The 17,463-nt window shown below is 44.1% G+C and carries 7 protein-coding genes and 1 pseudogene; 4 read left to right on the top strand and 4 right to left on the bottom strand.

The genetic code is table 11. The features are described 5' to 3' along the window. Nucleotides 1-154: 154 nt before the first annotated feature. Both QUA71_RS17525 and QUA71_RS17520 read left to right on the top strand, forming a co-directional pair. Nucleotides 155-2,953, top strand: a complete 2,799-nt coding sequence (locus tag QUA71_RS17525) for an ATP-binding protein (protein WP_333286857.1) — start codon at nt 155-157, stop codon at nt 2,951-2,953. A gap of 1 nt (nt 2,954) precedes the next feature. Further along, nucleotides 2,955-4,847, top strand: coding sequence for an EAL domain-containing protein (locus tag QUA71_RS17520; RefSeq protein ID WP_333286855.1), 1,893 nt, complete (start codon nt 2,955-2,957; stop codon nt 4,845-4,847). A 332-nt stretch (nt 4,848-5,179) separates the two neighbouring features. Here the strand turns inward: QUA71_RS17520 and QUA71_RS17515 are convergent. The 4 genes and pseudogenes from QUA71_RS17515 to QUA71_RS17500 form a co-directional block, all read right to left on the bottom strand. Continuing rightward, nucleotides 5,180-5,788 (bottom strand): annotated as a pseudogene (locus tag QUA71_RS17515) (Uma2 family endonuclease). Nucleotides 5,789-5,951: 163 nt separating this feature from the next. Continuing rightward, on the bottom strand, nt 5,952-7,400 hold the full coding sequence (gene ffh, locus QUA71_RS17510) for a signal recognition particle protein (RefSeq protein ID WP_333286853.1): 1,449 nt from the start codon (nt 7,398-7,400) through the stop codon (nt 5,952-5,954). Between the two features lie 88 nt (nt 7,401-7,488). Next, entirely contained in the window at nt 7,489-7,653 is a 165-nt protein-coding gene (locus tag QUA71_RS17505; RefSeq protein WP_333286852.1) for a hypothetical protein, read from the bottom strand. A gap of 306 nt (nt 7,654-7,959) precedes the next feature. Then, nucleotides 7,960-8,742 carry a calcium-binding protein gene (locus QUA71_RS17500; RefSeq protein ID WP_333286851.1) on the bottom strand — a complete coding sequence of 261 codons (783 nt, stop codon included), beginning with the start codon at nt 8,740-8,742 and terminating at the stop codon, nt 7,960-7,962. Between the two features lie 496 nt (nt 8,743-9,238). On the opposite strand from QUA71_RS17500, the gene QUA71_RS17495 reads away from it, so the two are divergent. Both QUA71_RS17495 and QUA71_RS17490 read left to right on the top strand, forming a co-directional pair. Next, complete coding sequence (locus QUA71_RS17495) at nt 9,239-11,626, top strand: GAF domain-containing protein (RefSeq protein ID WP_333286849.1); 2,388 nt, start codon at nt 9,239-9,241, stop codon at nt 11,624-11,626. 306 nt (nt 11,627-11,932) lie between these two features. Beyond that, a complete protein-coding gene (locus QUA71_RS17490; protein ID WP_333286847.1) occupies nt 11,933-17,386 on the top strand; it encodes an AAA family ATPase in 5,454 nt (1,817 codons plus the stop codon). The last annotated feature ends 77 nt before the right edge of the window (nt 17,387-17,463 follow it).

Raw genomic sequence — 17,463 nt, 5'->3', positions numbered from 1 at the left:
CTTAAATAACTTCATATTGAGGTCTTGGCCTACAAGTAAATGGAGGTGTACTTAATATAGAGGGAATCAAGAATTTCCCTAGAGATCGCTTTAAATGACCAAGGGTAAGCGACTGTTGTTATTGATACAATCCAAATACTAAAATGACTCCGCCATGACACTAATCGCAAGTGAGGACGAAGTTGCAAAAAGCCCTCAAAAAATCCCGCTGCGCCTCGTCTTAGTCGTACCATTCGTGCTGCAAATCTTTGTTGCTGTGGGACTGACAGGTTGGCTCTCGCTACGCAACGGCAAAACGGCCGTCAACAATGTTACTAGCCAATTACGAACGGAGGTACTCGCCCGCATCAATCAACAACTAAACACTTACTTGGAAACGCCTTATTTAGTCAATGGCATCAGCGCTGATGCCATTCGCCGCTTTGGGTTGTGGAATCCAAACAATATGGGTGCGATGAGAAGTTACCTCTTCTGGCAGCTCAAGCAATTTCCCACGGTTAGTTACATTAGTTTTGGAGGGGAAAGAAAAGAATATGCGGGTGCTGGATATAAGGATGATGGCAGTGTTGTTATTGAAATAACCGATAAATCTACTAATTTTCTTAATACGATCATCAGGGCAGATAGAGAGGGCAACCCGACTCAGTTTAAGGAAACCCACCCCGAGTACGATCCCCGCATTCGACCCTGGTATAAAGCCGCAAAAGTTGCAGGCAAACCCCAATGGAATAAAATTTATCAATATTATATTCAACCTAGCCTAGGAATCTCCGCTAGCCAACCTGTTTACGATAAAAAGGGGACTTTTATAGGAGTGGTAAGTACCGATTTGTTCCTCTCACAAATCGGCGAGTTTCTCCAAAGTTTAAAAATTGGTAAATCTGGAAAGACTTTCATCATAGAACGCTCTGGCTTGCTAGTGGCTTCTTCCACCGCCGAGAAGCCATTTTTTAACAGCAAAAATGGCAAAAAAACACAAAGATTAAAAGCGATTAAAAGCGGCGTTCCTTTGATAAAAGGTACAGCGCAGCATTTAATAGAACGCTTTGGTAACTTCACCGAAATTAGCAGCAACCAGCAACTAGACTTCATCCTAAATGGTCAGCGGGAATTCGTGCAAGTATCCCCCTTCCAAGATGGTCGAGGTCTTGATTGGCTGATTGTTGTAGTTGTTCCAGAAGCCGACTTTATGGAGCAAATCAATGCCAATACCCGCAGCACTATCCTACTCTGCGTTTTAGCGTTAGTGCTGGCGACGTTGTTAGGAATCCTCGCCTCCCGCTGGATTACCCATCCTATTTTTCGTTTGAGTCAAGCGAGTAGAGGGATCGCTAGCGGTCAATTAAACCAAAAAGTAGACGTAAATGGCATAGATGAACTGGGAGTTCTCGCTGAATCTTTTAACCAAATGGCACAGCAATTGCGCGAGTCTTTTGCTGCTTTAGAAAAAACCAACTCAGAGCTAGAAAATCGAGTAGAAGAACGGACAAGTGAGCTAAAAGAGGCAAAAATTGCCGCTGATACTGCTAACCACGCCAAGAGCGAATTTCTCGCCAACATGAGCCATGAACTCCGCACCCCCCTGAACGGAATTCTAGGATACGCTCAAATTATGGAACGCGATAAAACTACCACTCCTAAACAAAAAGATGCTATCCAAATTATTCACCAATGTGGTTCGCACTTACTCACCCTGATTAACGATGTTTTAGATATTTCTAAAATTGAAGCCAGTAAAATGGAACTTTACAGTTCAGCTTTTAATTTTCCTTTTTTTCTGATGGGCGTGGTGGAAATGTGCCGCATCCGAGCCGAACAAAAAGAAATTACATTTAATTATCAAGTATTAAATCAACTTCCTAACGCTGTCAATGCTGATGAAAAACGACTGCGCCAAGTTTTGATTAACCTTTTGGGCAATGCTATTAAATTTACAGAAAAAGGAGGTGTTATTTTTAAGGTAGGCGTAATAGGTAACGGGGAAGACTCTGACCAATCATCACTTACTAAAGTTCGTTTCCATATCCAAGATACTGGGGTTGGGATGGCCCCCGAACAGTTAGAAAAAATATTTTTACCGTTTGAACAAGTTGGAAATAGCCAACAGAAGGCAGAAGGCACTGGGTTAGGATTAGCCATCGCACAGAAAATTGTTGAAATGATGGGAGGCGAAATAAAAGTGGAGAGTATACTCGGTCAAGGCAGCATTTTTTCTCTAGATTTAGAGTTGACTAAATCATCTGAATATATTGAGCCCAATTCGAGCAATACTTCAATGAATTTAATTGGATTTAAAGGTCATAAAACTAAAATTCTGCTAGTAGACGATCGCTTAGAAAATCGCTCTCTTCTTAGAAATATTTTAGAACCCCTAGGTTTTCAAATCATGGAAGCTTGTAATGGAACAGAGGGTTTAGCTAAAGCTGCTGAGTTTAACCCCGATCTGATTATTACAGACTTAGTGATGCCAGTAATGGATGGATTTGAAATGTCGCGACGCTTGCGACAATCATCAGAGTTTAAAGATGTAATCTTGATAGCATCCAGCGCCAGTGTGTTTAACTTCGATCGCCAAAATAGCCACGAAGCAGGTTGTAACGAGTTCCTGTCAAAGCCTATCGAAGTAGACGAATTGCTGGAAGTATTAAAGAATTACTTGCAAATCGAATGGATTTACGACCAACCTGCTGATTTAGGGAACGAACAGCGGGAAGGTTTAACTAATGTGTTAAATGTTCAGAGTGGTGAGCTTGTGATACCACCATCAACAGAGCTGGTAGCGCTGTTTAATGCGGCTCGGATCGGCGATATTGAAGTTGTTGAGCAGGAAGCCAATAGACTCAAGCAGATAGACGGCAACTATCTACCCTTTGCTAATAAAATCTTGCAATTTTCCAATAATTTTGAAGAAAAAAAACTACTAGCTTTTGTAAAAAGACATTTAGAGGAGTAAAATGTTTAACAACAAAAAAAATGTAATTTTAATTGTTGACGATAACCCGAATAACCTAAAAATTCTGTTCGATTTATTGAAGGAGTCAGGCTTCAAGGTTTTAGTGGCTAAGGATGGGGAAAGTGCTATTGAGAAGCTACAAGAAGTTTCGCCAAATATCATATTGTTAGATGTGATGATGCCGGGTATAGATGGGTTTGAAACCTGCTACCGCTTAAAAGCATCTGTGGCAACGAAAGATATCCCTGTGATTTTTATGACTGCTCTTACCGATCGCGTGGATAAGGTTAAAGGTCTGTCAATGGGGGCAGTAGATTATATCACCAAACCCTTTCAGCAAGAAGAAGTCCTAGCCCGCGTGCAACTACACCTGAGACTGCGAAATGTGACCAAGACCCTAGAAGAGCAAAATGTGCTTCTCAAAGAGGAAATTGAAGCGCGAAAAGAGGCGGAAGCGGCCTTGCAGAAACTCACTTCTGAGTTAGAGGAACGGGTGGCTTCTCAAACGGCTGAACTTAGACAAGCTGTGAACGAGCTTCAACAGGCTCATGTTCAGTTGTTGGAAAGGGAAAAAAAATTAGGACATGATGCTTTTCACGACGCGCTAACGGAGTTGCCTAACCGCGCTTGGTTTATGAATCGGCTGCAACAGGCGATCGACTTGTCGTACAGACGTGAAGATTATTTATATGCGGTGCTATTTATTGACCTAGATCGCTTTAAAGTAGTGAATGATAGCCTCGGGCATTTGGTTGGGGATGAATTACTAAAAAGCGTTGCTCGTAAACTGCAAGCTTGTTTGCGCCACACAGATGCAGTTGCGCGGTTTGGAGGAGATGAATTTGTGCTGTTGCTGGAAGATATTAAAGATATTGAGGAACCAAACAGGGTGGCTGAACGCATCCAACATCAATTAAGGCAGCCGTTTAATTTGGATGATTATGAAGTATTTACCGAGATCAGCATTGGCATTATCTTTAGCACAATGGGTTACGATCGCCCAGAAGACGTGCTCAGAGATGCGGATATCGCAATGTATCACGCTAAAGCTCAAGGCAGAGGGCGTTACGAAGTTTTCGCTCCAGCGATGCAAACTGTTGCGATGGCGCGCTTGCAGTTGGAAAACGACTTGAGAAGGGCGATCGCGCTACAAGAATTTTGCGTTCACTACCAGCCAATTGTCTCCCTTTCTACAGGGCAACTGAGTGGCTTTGAAGCTTTGGTGCGCTGGCATCACGCATCTGGCATTATCTACCCGCCTGCCGAGTTTATCCCTGTGGCGGAAGAAACTGGTTTGATCAATGAACTAGGGTGGTGGGTTTTGCAGGAAGCTTGTCACCAGATCGGTATTTGGCAGCAACAGTTTCCCCACACACCTCCCTTGGCGATTAATGTCAATCTTTCCGGCGTGCAGCTCAAGCAAGTAAACCTACTCAATCGAATTGAGGACATTTTGCAGCAGACTGGCATTCCCAGTTACTGTCTAAAACTAGAGATTACTGAAAGTTGCATTTTAGAAACAGTATCCAGGGAAGAAAAGATGTTGAAGCAGCTAAAAGCTCTAGGCATTCAGTTGTGTATCGACGACTTTGGCACCGGTTACTCTTCTTTAAGCCGCTTACACGAGTTTCCCATTGATACCTTAAAGATTGACCGCTCTTTTGTCAGCCGCATTGGGGCAGATAACTGTGGCGTAGAAATTATCCAGACGATTGTGACGCTGGCTCGCAGCCGAGGTATGGATATCGTGGCAGAAGGCATAGAAACGCCAACACAGCTACAGAAACTGCGAGAGTTGGGGTGTGAGTTGGGGCAAGGATATTTATTTTCTAAGCCTGTAGACAGCGAAAAGGCGACCGAACTATTAGGCATAAAAGTAGGGGTAGTAAGCTGACCTGCCATTTAGTTGGGCCGCAATAAATTTTATGAATCTCTTGTGGGAACGGCCCAAAAGCCTACTCTCATCATGCGAACTCAATTCTGCTGAGAATTAAGAGTTAGTTTGGGTATGATTTTTGATATTTTATGAATTAATAAAATTTACCTCATGCCCGAAGGTTAATGTTTAGGAATTCCTAACGGGTTTATGCTCAGTAACACATAATTTCCGATATTTTGATTCACTATTGTCTCTGACGATCGACTTCGAGTCGCACTTTTGCAGGGTACGCTGCCCGTTGGGGGGTGCGGAATCTGGGATTGTGCGGATTTGGTATCAAAAGCTATCTAACGCCACACTCGCCTTAAATTCAACACAAATCCTAGCAATACATCTTCCCCGGATAACTCGGCAGGATTGATTAATATTTCTACTTCTGCTTGCTGTCGATAAATCTCTACCTGCCGGTTTTGTGGGTCAATCAACCAGCCCAATCTTGCGCCGTTGTCGATATATTCCCGCATCTTAGTTTGAAGGGTGGAGAGACTATCGGATGCCGATCACAATTCTACTACAAAGTCGGGACACAGGGGAACAAAGCCTTTTCGCTGTTTTGGTGTCAAGGCCTCCCACCGAGTTCGACTCACCCAGGAAGCGTCGGGAGAAAGACGAGCACCGTTGGGGAGGATGAATCCGGTAGAAGAGTCAAAGCCTTCTCCTAAATCTTCGTGTGTTTCACACCAGTTGCCGAGTTGCCCGCTGATACTGAGATTGCGGCTACTGGATTCTCCTCCGGTGGGTGGATTCACTATTAATTCTCCTGCTGCGGTTCTCTCTAATCTCAAGTCGGGATTTGCCAATGCTAGGGCCTCGAATTGTTCTGGGGTGACAAAGAGGCCGATCGCGTTAGGCAATTCTATAGAGATGGTTTCTGGTTCAGTAAATATTTGTACCATCTTCAATTCCAGTTTTTTTTAGATTGAACTCGGCAACAAAAAAAAGTTAAAGGACTCTCGCACGGGGTGGGGCGGGTTTACGAAATTATGCGTTTTAGGCAATTACGATCTGTGAACCCGCCCCTACAAATTTTTGACAATGGTGCAATATGTTTGACGCTTTCTACAACTGTCCGAAACCTTTTTTAGGCTTATCTTTTTTCTTTTTCTTCTTCTGCTGGGCACCCATATAGCCGCGGGAACCGGGCTGCATTCCGGGGCCGCCCATTCCGGGCATTCCGGGCATTCCGGGCATTCCTCCCATGCCGGCGAAGTTGCCTTGACTCATTTGCTGCATCATGGTACGCATTTTCTGGAAATCGCTGACCAGCTTAGTTACGTCGTTTTCAGCGTAGCCGGCGCCTTTGCCGATGCGGCGGCGGCGGGACGGAGAACTTGCTAAAAGTTCGGGATTGCGGCGTTCTTCAACTGTCATCGAATTAATCATGGCTTCGGTGCGTTTTAGCTGCACTTCTCCCTGCCGCATTTGTTCGTCTGAGAGTTTGTTCATCCCGGGAATCATTTTCAGGATGCCCCCGAGGGAACCCATATTTTTTAACAGTCTGGTTTGCTTGAGAAAGTCGGTAAAGTCAAACTTTGCCGTGAGCATTTTCTCTTGCATTTTCTCGGCATCGGCGATGTCGAATTCTTCTTGCGCTTTTTCTACTAGCGTCAAGACATCGCCCATGCCGAGTATTCTCGATGCCATGCGATCGGGATAAAATGGTTGCAAGGCTTCCACTTTTTCGCCGACGCCGACAAATTTAATCGGCGCGCCGGATATTTGCCGCACTGACAAGGCTGCACCGCCGCGGCTGTCCCCATCTAATTTGGTTAAGATTGCGCCGGTAATGCCGATTTGTTCGTGAAAGGTGCGCGTTAAATTTGCTGCTTCTTGGCCGGTCATGGCATCAACAACTAACAGCGTTTCGTGGGGTTGTACTGTTTGTTTGATGCGCCCCAATTCTGCCATCATGTCTTGGTCGATTTGCAGGCGGCCTGCTGTATCGACGATGATGGTATCGATGCCAATTTCTTTGCCGTGCTCGATGCCTTGGCGGGCAATTTCTACGGGGTCAATGTCTTTGCCTAATTCAAATACTGGTACGTCGATTTGTTTGCCGAGGGTCAGCAATTGGTCGATCGCGGCTGGTCGATAAATGTCGGTTGCGACTAGCAGTGCGGTACGATTTTGTTTGCGGAGGTGCAGCGCTAGTTTGGCGGTAGCTGTGGTTTTCCCGGTTCCTTGCAAACCAGCCATCAGGACAACTGTGGGCCCGGAGTCTGCGGTGGCTAGGGGTACGTTGGTTTCCCCCATGACGCGCACGAGTTCGTCGTGGACGATTTTAATGAATTGTTGGTCTGGACGGACGCCTGAAACGACTTCTGCGCCTTGTGCTTTGGCCGCTACCTCTCCGATGAAGTTTTTGACGACTTGGAGGTTGACATCGGCTTCCAGGAGGGCGCGGCGGACTTCTTTGAGCGCGTCTTGGATGTTGGACTCGGAGATTTTATTTTGTCCGCGCAGTTTTTTCCAGGTGGATTCGAGTCGATCGGCAAGGGCTTCAAACATAGGGCATTGTTGGCTAGTCAGTCTTTTTAATTTTAAGGCTAAATGCGGATGTTTGGATTAATGTTTTGCTAATTTTTGAATAATCCTTTCAGGGCGGGCTAGGAGCCCACCCCACAAGAAAATTCATATATTGTGGAACAGGCATCTTGCCTGTTCTTAAAACTGCTGCCACAAAATTCATATATTGTGAAACAGGCATCTTGCCTGTTTCTAAAACTGCTGCCCTAAAATTCATATATTGTGGAACAGGCATCTTGCCTGTTCTCAAAACTGCTATAAAATGTGAGTTTTTATGTATTCTGCGATCGCTAGTTGGACTGTGAAGAGGGTGCGATCGCCCTTTTCGACTTTTTCAATTAATGACCTCCGTCTCAAGGATTCGACGGCTTTGAGGAATAATGATGAGCCTAAAAAATCTATAAAGGGATAAATGTTTTAATATCTATTCTGCAAAGTACGGTTGCGTATAGATAGATTGCCCGCTATCTGTAGGGACGCGGCACTGCCGTGTCCCCTAGCCGCAACTCGCTCTATAGCCCGTCTAATTCCCTACACATAACTAAGCTAAAAACTGGAATTGAGAACCGTTAACTGCCAATGCAAACGGACTCGCTTGTTCAAATGCACCAGTAAGTTCAAAGTTGTCCGTGTTTAGAACTATCCCCACAATCTGTCCGGTAATTATGTTTTTAATCACCATGTCGTTGATAATTCCGTCATTATCGTAAGCAATCAAATTGTCGTCTTCAAAGAAAAGGTTTAGTTCTGTTAAACCCTCCGTCAAACCGATGCGATCGCCCTCGTCAAATTTAAAATCAGTAATGACATCGGCTCCATTTATACCAAATGCTTCATCGTTGCTTCTGAGCACAAATATGTCACCACCGGGGCCTCCCGTGAGCACGTCAACTCCCCGATCGCCTGCTAAGAAATCGTTGCCCTCATTGCCCTCTAAATCGTCGTCTCCTTGTCCTCCCCGCAGGATATCGCTGCCGAAGCCTCCAAAAATAATGTCGTTGCCGGCATCGCCCCTAACTACGTCGTTGCCTTCATTTCCGTCCACTCGATCGGCATCTTTGCCACCGTAAATGATGTCGTTCCCGCCGCCCCCGCCGATCACATCATTGCCATTATTACCTAACAGCCGTTCGTTGGAATCCGACGAACCTCCTATAGTATCGTTGCCGTCGAGTCCCCAAACTCCCCAGGGAAAAGACGACAAACTTCCGTCATCTAAGTCAATCTCATCGGGTGTAGCGAATGCCAAAACACGTGGCCCGCCCCCAGCAAATACAGGAAATCCATTCACATCGCCAATGAGATTGTTAACCTTTAAAGCCATAACTATGTCCTTTCAAAAATCCTGTTAGCTGTATTATATATGTTAATTCTTGCCTTGCCAAATAGCAAGTAATATTGGAATTTTGGTCGCCAATTTGCTAAGTTAGTGACAAGCAACCAGCTTGCCAATTATTAATTACCAATTACCAATTACCAATTACCAATTACCAGGGCTGTGCTTCATTCAACCCAAACCTGCTATATATCTTGCCTCTGAGTCAAATAGCATTAGTTGCTGACACTATCCGCTACTGTCTACCGCTTATAATGGGTGTTACCCCCCAGGCGGTAAACACGTTAATATCACCTATAACGTCGAGACTGAGAGGTTGTTTGTGAATAAAAGTAAAAGTCCCTGGGCCCATCGTCCGAGAAAAAACCCAGTTTCCGATACCCATACACAAACTTTACAAACAGGATCTAAGCTCTTTACAAAGCCATAATCGCCGATCGCTGATATTCTTTGGCAAAATCCACTGCTTTCAGGTGTTTTACTCATGTCTACTCCTAAATCGTCTTCCCCTCAAAACAACAACAACTCCGTAAAATCACTGCCAGCTACAGATAGCGTCCCAAAAGAGCAAGACAGTAACAATCTGCCCAGCGAACCAAGTATAGAACAGCTACTGGAAGCTTTGGCCGGCCAAGTACCTAGTCAATCTGCTGAAATGGAACGCTTGAAAACGTGGAAACAAGATTTAAAGCGACTGTTTCAATTTCTTGGCGATCGCCGCGTTTTAATCGCAGTAGTGGAACCGGGAACTTTTGCCCTGCGTTATGCTAACGCGGCATTTTGTCGCTTGGCCGGTTGGGAGGAAACGTCTTTGGCAACTCAATCTACCAACGGTTGGTTTGCAGAAACCCACCTCACTCTGCTGGAACTGTTCGAGGATTGGGGGGGCAAAACAGCAGAACAATTGTACCGCCGCCATCTTTTGCACTGGGTATTTAAGCAATATTATCAAATTGACATCGACGGTTTGCGGGTGCTAGACGAACCTGTGACGGCGAGTGTAAAAAACCCCAAACACCCAGAACCCAGATTTATTGAATTTTGGCTCGGTTCGGAACAGTTAAAAATTACTCGGATTGACTCAAAAATAGATGAATTTGCGGATGTTCCTTTACAATTAATGCCTGTTGCGGAACGGGAAGCTTGGTTGATGCAGCCGAATCAACTGGAAAAGTTAGCCGATCGATTGCAGTTGGATAATTACCGCGTAGAAGGTTTGCTGCTGCTAGAAGGTTTTGATGTCACCCTGCAGGAGCAAATTCGCCGTCTGACTCAGTTATTGATCGATCGAGATTCGATGCTGCGACCTGACAAATTTGAGAGAATCGATCGGTGTTTGCGATCGCTCTTCAATGCTGACGGCACTTTGCTGCTGCGCCTCGACGGCGAACAGGTACAGCTCTTAGTTGCAAAAGACGGCCAACATTTGCAGCCGATTCTTTATTCAATGCACTCCCTAGAAGCTTCTCACTTGTTGAAGGCCACAGCAGCAAATCAAGTTTGGAACGTGCCAGACTTGCGTAGGGAGTGCGAAACCGAGTGCGATCGAACTTTGCGGAGAATGGGAACTCGATCGATGCTGCTGGTGCCCCTGGTAGTCAAATCTGTCAGCCGCGAGGGGTGCGGGCAGCGGATTTTGGGCGTCGTGGGGGTGTTGTGCGATCGGCCCAACCACTTCAACGGCATTGACGCTCAACACGCCCAAGAACTCATTCCCGCCTTCATTGCAGCCCTGCGGCAAGCCATCCAGGAGCGGTTTACCCACATTCACAACATCCACCCCGCAGTCGAGTGGCGGTTCGCCCAAGAAGCAGAAAGGCGAAGTTGGGGACTGCCCCCAGAAACAATCGTATTTGCTGACGTTCATCCGCTGTACGGAATTTCGGACATTCGCGGTTCTAGCGACGAAAGAAACCGAGCCATTCAAACTGATTTGCTCGAACAATTCCGCTTAGCTTTAGTCATAGCTGATGCCGTTTGTCAAACACAAACTACCCACCTCGGCGAGCAACTGCGGCTCGACTTGCTCGACTACATTCAGCGTTTAAAACAAAAAGTAACAGTCGATATGGAGGTGCGAGCAGCCAAGTATTTAAACGAGCATTTAGAAGTATATTTTGACTATTTTGTGCAGTGCGACCCCAGGGTTCAGGCAGCCGTTGAAGCTTACCAAGCAGCCTGTGAAAACGAACACAACTGCGTTTACAGCGATCGCACCCGCTACGACCAAATGCTGAACCTAATCGGCACCAAACTCCAAGAAACTTGGGCCCGCTGGCAAGAAAAAATGCAGCAAATTCTTCCCCACTACTGCGACATCGAATGCACCGACGGGCTCGATCACATGATTTATGTAGGAAAATCGATCGACCCCAAATTTAGCCAGTTTCACCTGCACAGTTTGCGGTACGAACAACTGCGAGCAATTTGCGACTGCGGTCGCACAGTTTTTCGCCTGCAAGCCGAGTCTCAAATTAACATGGAACTCGCCCATTTAGTCTTAGTGCAGAATACCACGATCGACATTTTTCACAACGAAAACACCGAAAAAATGTTTGACGTAAAAGGCACTCGCGACATCCGCTACGAACTCGTGAAAAAACGTATCGAAAAAGCCGTTGACAAAGACGCACAAGAGCGGATTACCCAGCCAGGAATGTTAACGGTAGTTTATTCAACCGAAGACGAATGGGAAGAGTACCAACAATACTTGCGCTACTTGTCTCGCGAAGGTTGGGTAGAACCAAAAGTTCAGACTGGCATGGTAGAATCACTGCAAGGAGTCAGCGGTTTAAAATTCGCCCGCGTGCGTATTTTGCCTGAACCGGAATCTATTCCTACTATCTGTGAAGTTACGGTAGTCAGCGATTGAGAACCCGTTCAATTGCCTGTTTTAGGCCCAGTGCGATCGCTGCCATCCCCTCCTATGTATTTTAGGCCCAGTGCGATCGCTCCAATCCCCCTTAAAAAGGGCGGAGCGAAATCATTCTGGATTCACACACCAGACAGATATTACATTTAAGATTTTTGTTGACACCCGCGAACACGGCCGCGTTGTCACTTAGTATATATTCGCTGTGATTTGGGAGCGAAAAATACACGATCTGAATCACACAAAATCAAGATAAAGTAGTGTTAATTTAATGACAATTAAATCCGGTAATTTATAATTAAAATTATGTTGAAATTATCCAAATACCAAATCAATCTTACTCTGCACGAAGGCGTCGAAACAATAATCTATCGCGGACAAACACCGACACATGCGCCCCCAGCAATTCTGAAAGTCCTCAAAGCCGAATATCCCACCCTCGAAGCCATTACCAGGCTCAAGCACGAATATCAAATCCGCAAAAATTTAGACAGCGAACAAATCGTCAAAGCCATCAGTCTCGAAACATTTGACCATCGATTAGGAATCGTTTTAGAAGACTTTGGCGGGGAATCCCTCGCAAAACTTCTGGAAAGAGAAACCTTGAGCCTGCGAGCAAATTTAAACATCGCCATCCAAATAGTCAAAGCCTTACACTACCTGCATTTTCAGCACATTATTCACAAAGACATCAAACCCAGCAACATCATAATTAACACGCAAACAAAACAAGTAAAACTCACCGACTTCGGCATTGCTACAAAACTCAACAAAGAAAATCCGCAATTTAACAATCCCAACTCAGTCGAAGGCACATTAGCCTATATGTCACCCGAACAAACCGGGAGAATGAACCGTACCCTCGACTACCGCACCGACTTTTATTCCCTCGGCATCACCTTGTATGAAATGCTGACGGGAAAATTGCCTTTCCCCAGCAACGACCCCTTAGAAGTAGTTTATAGCCACATTGCAGTTCAACCAACATATCCCCATAAAATCAATTCTGAAATACCTGTCGCCATCTCTGAGATAGTGATGAAATTGATGGCAAAAAATGCCGAAGATAGATATCAAAGTGCGGCCGGATTGTTAGCCGACTTAGAAATTTCTTTGCATCAGTTAGAAACCACCGGACAAATTGCCGACTTCATCCCCGGACGTTTAGATATTCTCAGCCAATTGTTAATTCCCCAAAAATTGTACGGTCGGGAAAATCAGGTTAATGAATTGCTAGCAGCATTTGAACGTGTAAGGGCTGGTTTAGCCAACAATTTGTTAGAAAAACCAACAACCTTAGAACAAAACCCGCCCGCATCAGGAAGCAGCGAATTAATGCTAGTATCAGGCTACTCAGGCATCGGTAAATCAGCCGTAGTTAACGAAGTTAGCAAACCAATTACTAGGTCAAAAGGTTACTTCATCAGCGGCAAATTTGACCAATTAAAACGCAACATTCCTTATGCCTCATTAATCCAAGCACTTAACTCATTGCTGCGGCAACTACTAACAGAAAGTGCACTTTCATTAGAAATATGGCGCACTAAAATTTTAACAGCAGTGGGAACAGACGGCCAAGTAATTGCCGACGTAATTCCAAAAGTTGAATTAATCATCGGCAAACAGCCAGAAGTCCCAGAACTCCCCCCTGTAGAATCCCAAAATCGCTTCAATCGGGTATTCAAAGAATTTATTCGCGTTTTTGCCCAAAAAGAACACCCCCTAGTTATCTTTTTAGACGATTTGCAGTGGGCAGATTCAGCAACATTAAAGTTGATGCAAATACTGATAACTGACCCTGACCAAGAATATTTGTTGCTAATCGGTGCCTATCGAGACAATGAAGTTAGTCCGACCCACCCCTTAATTCAGACTGTTGAAGAGATTGAAAAAACTGGTACAAGAGTCAACAATATCGTGTTGCAACCGCTGGATTTAGCAAATGTGACCGAATTAGTGACTGAAACACTTAACACTTGCACAGAACAAGTAACAAATCTAGCCAATTTAATCGGGAATAAAACAGGTGGCAATCCTTTTTTCTTGACCCAATTACTCCAAGCACTTTATCAAGACTCTCTTTTGAAATTTGAATTTAATCACATTACAAATGAGGTAAGTCAAAGTTGCTGGTATTGGAGTCTCGATGAAATCCAAGCCATTGGAATCACCGATAAAAGTGTGGTGGAACTGGTAGCTTCTCGCATTGAAAAGCTCCCCGCAGCGGCGCAAGAAGTTTTGAAATTAGCAGCTTGCGTGGGGGATAAATTTACTCTTGATGTCCTGTCACTTGTCCGCGAAAACTCAGCTAATGCTACAGCCACTGAACTTTATTCAGCTTTGCAAGCAGGGTTGATTCTGCCCTTGAGCGATGCTTATCGCATTCCTTTAGTTTTCGATCGAGCCGAATCAATCTATCTCAACTTAGACACTTCGCGGGTTAGTTACAAATTTTTGCACGATCGCGTTCAGCAAGCCGCATATTCGCTAATTCCAGAAGATCAAAAGCAATCTACCCATTTAAAGATCGGTCAATTACTGTTACAGAATACTCCCCCAGACAAGCTAGAAGAAAATATCTTTGATATCGTCAATCAGTTGAATGTCGGAATTGACACCATTAGCCAGCCTGCTGAAAAGACGCAGTTAGCCAAATTAAATTTAACTGCTGGACGCAAGGCGAAAGCGGCGGCTGCTTATGAAGCTGCTGTTAGGTATTTGCGGGTTGCTATGGAATTATTGCCAGTGGATTGTTGGCAAAGTCAGTATGACTTAACTTTAGCAATTTACGAGTCAACAGCCGGAGCTGAATATTTAAACATCAACTATGAAGATTCAAAAAAACTGGTCCATATCGTACTGCAAAAAGCTAAAACTCTACTGGAAAAAGTGAATGTTTATGAACTTCAAATCCACTCTTACAATGCTCAAATCCGACTGATAGAAGCACTAAATACAGGACTGGAAGTGCTAAAACTGTTAGGCATTTCTTTTCCTCAAAACCCCAATTTTTTCAATATTTTAGCGGGAGTGATTAATACAAAACTGAGCTTGGGATTGAAACGAATTGAGGATTTAGCTAACTTGCCAGAAATGACCGATCCCGACAAACAAGCAGCCATGCGGATTTTATCAGGGATTATCAGCACTGCTGTTCAGGCTAAGCCCCCACTGGTACCGCTACTGGCATCTAGGATGGTCAAGCTGTGCATTAAATATGGTAATTCGCCTTATGCGAGTATTGCCTACGTTTTTTATGGGGTAGTTATGTACAAGCTAGGGGACAGTAGTTTGGCCTACCAATTCGGTCAACTGGCAATTAGGATGTTAGACAAATTTCCATCCCGTTCAATCAAAAGTAGAGTTTATACACCCTTTGGTGCTTTTATTAACCACTGGAAAGCCTCTGTCAAGTCAGGATTAGGCGATCTAAAAGAAAGTTTTCAAGCTGGGATGGAAACGGGAGAGTTGGAATATGCAGCTTATTCTATTAATATATATTGTACTTATAAACTGTGGATGGGAGAGCCTCTCGCTCAGGTTGACGAGGAGATAAGTAAGTATCTGAAACTAATGCAGCAATCTCAAATAGAAATGGCTGTACAGTATATAAGTGTAGAGAAACAGACTGCCCTCAATTTGTGTGGCAAAACTGTCGAACCATGCTATTTAGTCGGCGAGAGCTTCAATGAATTAAAAACGCTCCCCGCTTTAATAGAATCTAAAAGCTTTATACTAGTTTGTGTGGTTTATAATGCCAAAGCCATGCTAAATTTTCTCTTCCGAAACTACTTACAAGCCTTAGAAAATTCACGGTTATTTGAGAAATATGAAGAAGCAGCAGCCGGATTTTATGTAGTTTCAGTGAATAATTTTTACTATTCTCTCAGTCTCCTCGCCTTGTATCCCGCAACTGGCAAAGAAGAGCAAAAGCAATATCTAAAAAAAATTGTACAAAACCAAAAAAAGATGAGAAAGTGGGCAGTTCATGCTCCGATGAATTATCAACACAAATACGATTTGGTTGCAGCGGAAACAGCGCGAGTTTTGGGGCAAAATACTGAAGCAATGGAATTGTACGATCGCGCAATTGATGGAGCAGCCAAAAACGGTTACATTCAAGAGGAAGCATTAGCCTATGAATTAGCAGGAGAATTTTATCAAGCTTGGGGTAAAGAGATAGTTTCTCAAGCATATCTGACTAAAGCTTATTATGGCTACATCCGCTGGGGAGCCCTAGCTAAAGTTAAACACTTAGAATCAACACATCCTTTTTTAACAGCACAGACGCGCACAATTCAAACCCCAACCCTCGATGTCACCCGCACAACTACTGAAAATACTACCAGTAGTAGTTTAGGCGATTTCTTAGACTTAACTACTTTTATTAAGTCGGCGGAAGCCCTTAACGGTGAAATTGTTCTTGAAAAATTGTTGACCAAATTAATCAAAATTATTTTAGAAAATGCGGCGGCTCAAAAAGTAGTGCTGCTGCTGCTGAAAAACGATATCCTCTGCATAGAAGCTACTGGCACTTTTGCGGAGGATAAAGTGACCCTTTTACCCTCTATTCCCGTAGAAAATCGTCAAGATGTTCCCCTGTCTGTGATTAATTACGTACACCGCAGTCAGAAGCATCTGGTTTTAGACAATGCGACTGTCGCCGAACCTTTTAAGGTAGATACCTACATTCAGAAATATCAACCAAAATCAATCCTCTGTTTGCCGATGATTTATCAATCTCAGCGGCGCGGAATAATTTATTTAGAAAATGCTTTGACAGTAGGGGCTTTTACAGCAGAGAGAGTAGAAGTATTCAAAGTGTTAATTTCTCAAGTTGCTATTGCTGTAGAAAATGCTGGTTTGTACGCGCGCGAGAAAGAAAAATCTCAACAGTTAGAAAAATCTTTCAATGAATTGCAACAGGCGCAACTGCAACTCATTCAAAGCGAAAAAATGTCGGCTCTCGGCAACTTGATTGCAGGGGTTGCTCACGAAATTAACAATCCGCTCGGTTTTATTTCGGGCAATCTTGATGCGGCTGCTGAGGCTAGCTTAGATTTGATTGATTGTTTACAACTGTACCAAGAAAAATTTCCTAATCCTGGAGATGAGTTAGAGGATAAAGCATCGGAGATTGATTTAGAATATTTGATCGAAGATTTGCCGAAAATGCTTTTATCTATGAAATCAGGTACAGACCGCATCCGCAATATTAGCAAGTCTTTGCGGACTTTTTCCCGCGCTGATAGTGCGAATCAAGTGTCAGCAAATATTCATGAGGGCATCGACAGCACTTTGATGATTTTACAGTATCGCCTGAAAGCTAAAGATACTCGCCCGGCGATTAAGATTATCAAAGAATACGGAGATATCCCGCCAGTTAAATGTTATTTTGGGCAACTGAATCAGGTATTTATGAATTTGCTGGCAAATGCGATCGAGTGTTTTGACGAATTCAATCAGGGTCGTACTTACGCTGAAATTGAAGCTTTACCCAATACGATCGCCATTATCACTCATCTCGGGGACGATAACAACAGCGTGGTGATTAAAATCAAAGATAACGGTCAAGGGATGTCATCGGAGGTCAAGTCGAAAATATTTGACCATTTATTTACTACCAAAGGAGTAGGAAAAGGTACTGGTTTGGGGTTGTCTATCAGCCGGCAAATTGTAGAAGAAACCCACGGCGGTAAACTAACTTGCGAATCGGTGCTGGGAGAAGGTACGGAATTTGCGATCGCCCTGCCGCTTTGATAAAATTTATTCACCACGTTTACGGAATCAGTCATTGCCAATTGTTTAATCTCCAATCTCAACTCTCAAATGTTATG

The sequence above is a fragment of the Microcoleus sp. MON1_C5 genome, assembly GCF_036701875.1.
Taxonomy (GTDB): Bacteria; Cyanobacteriota; Cyanobacteriia; order Cyanobacteriales; family Microcoleaceae; genus Microcoleus.
The sequence above is the reverse complement of the archived record's forward strand: the minus strand, read 5'-3'. Positions and strand labels throughout refer to the sequence as shown.

Excerpts from the sequence above, each read along its gene's own strand:
- QUA71_RS17525 (WP_333286857.1), top strand. The coding sequence starts at position 155 with ATGACACTAATCGCAAGTGAGGACGAAGTTGCAAAAAGCCCTCAAAAA.
- QUA71_RS17520 (WP_333286855.1), top strand. The coding sequence starts at position 2,955 with ATGTTTAACAACAAAAAAAATGTAATTTTAATTGTTGACGATAACCCG.
- ffh (WP_333286853.1), bottom strand. The coding sequence starts at position 7,400 with ATGTTTGAAGCCCTTGCCGATCGACTCGAATCCACCTGGAAAAAACTG.
- QUA71_RS17505 (WP_333286852.1), bottom strand. The coding sequence starts at position 7,653 with ATGCCTGTTCCACAATATATGAATTTTAGGGCAGCAGTTTTAGAAACA.
- QUA71_RS17500 (WP_333286851.1), bottom strand. The coding sequence starts at position 8,742 with ATGGCTTTAAAGGTTAACAATCTCATTGGCGATGTGAATGGATTTCCT.
- QUA71_RS17495 (WP_333286849.1), top strand. The coding sequence starts at position 9,239 with ATGTCTACTCCTAAATCGTCTTCCCCTCAAAACAACAACAACTCCGTA.
- QUA71_RS17490 (WP_333286847.1), top strand. The coding sequence starts at position 11,933 with ATGTTGAAATTATCCAAATACCAAATCAATCTTACTCTGCACGAAGGC.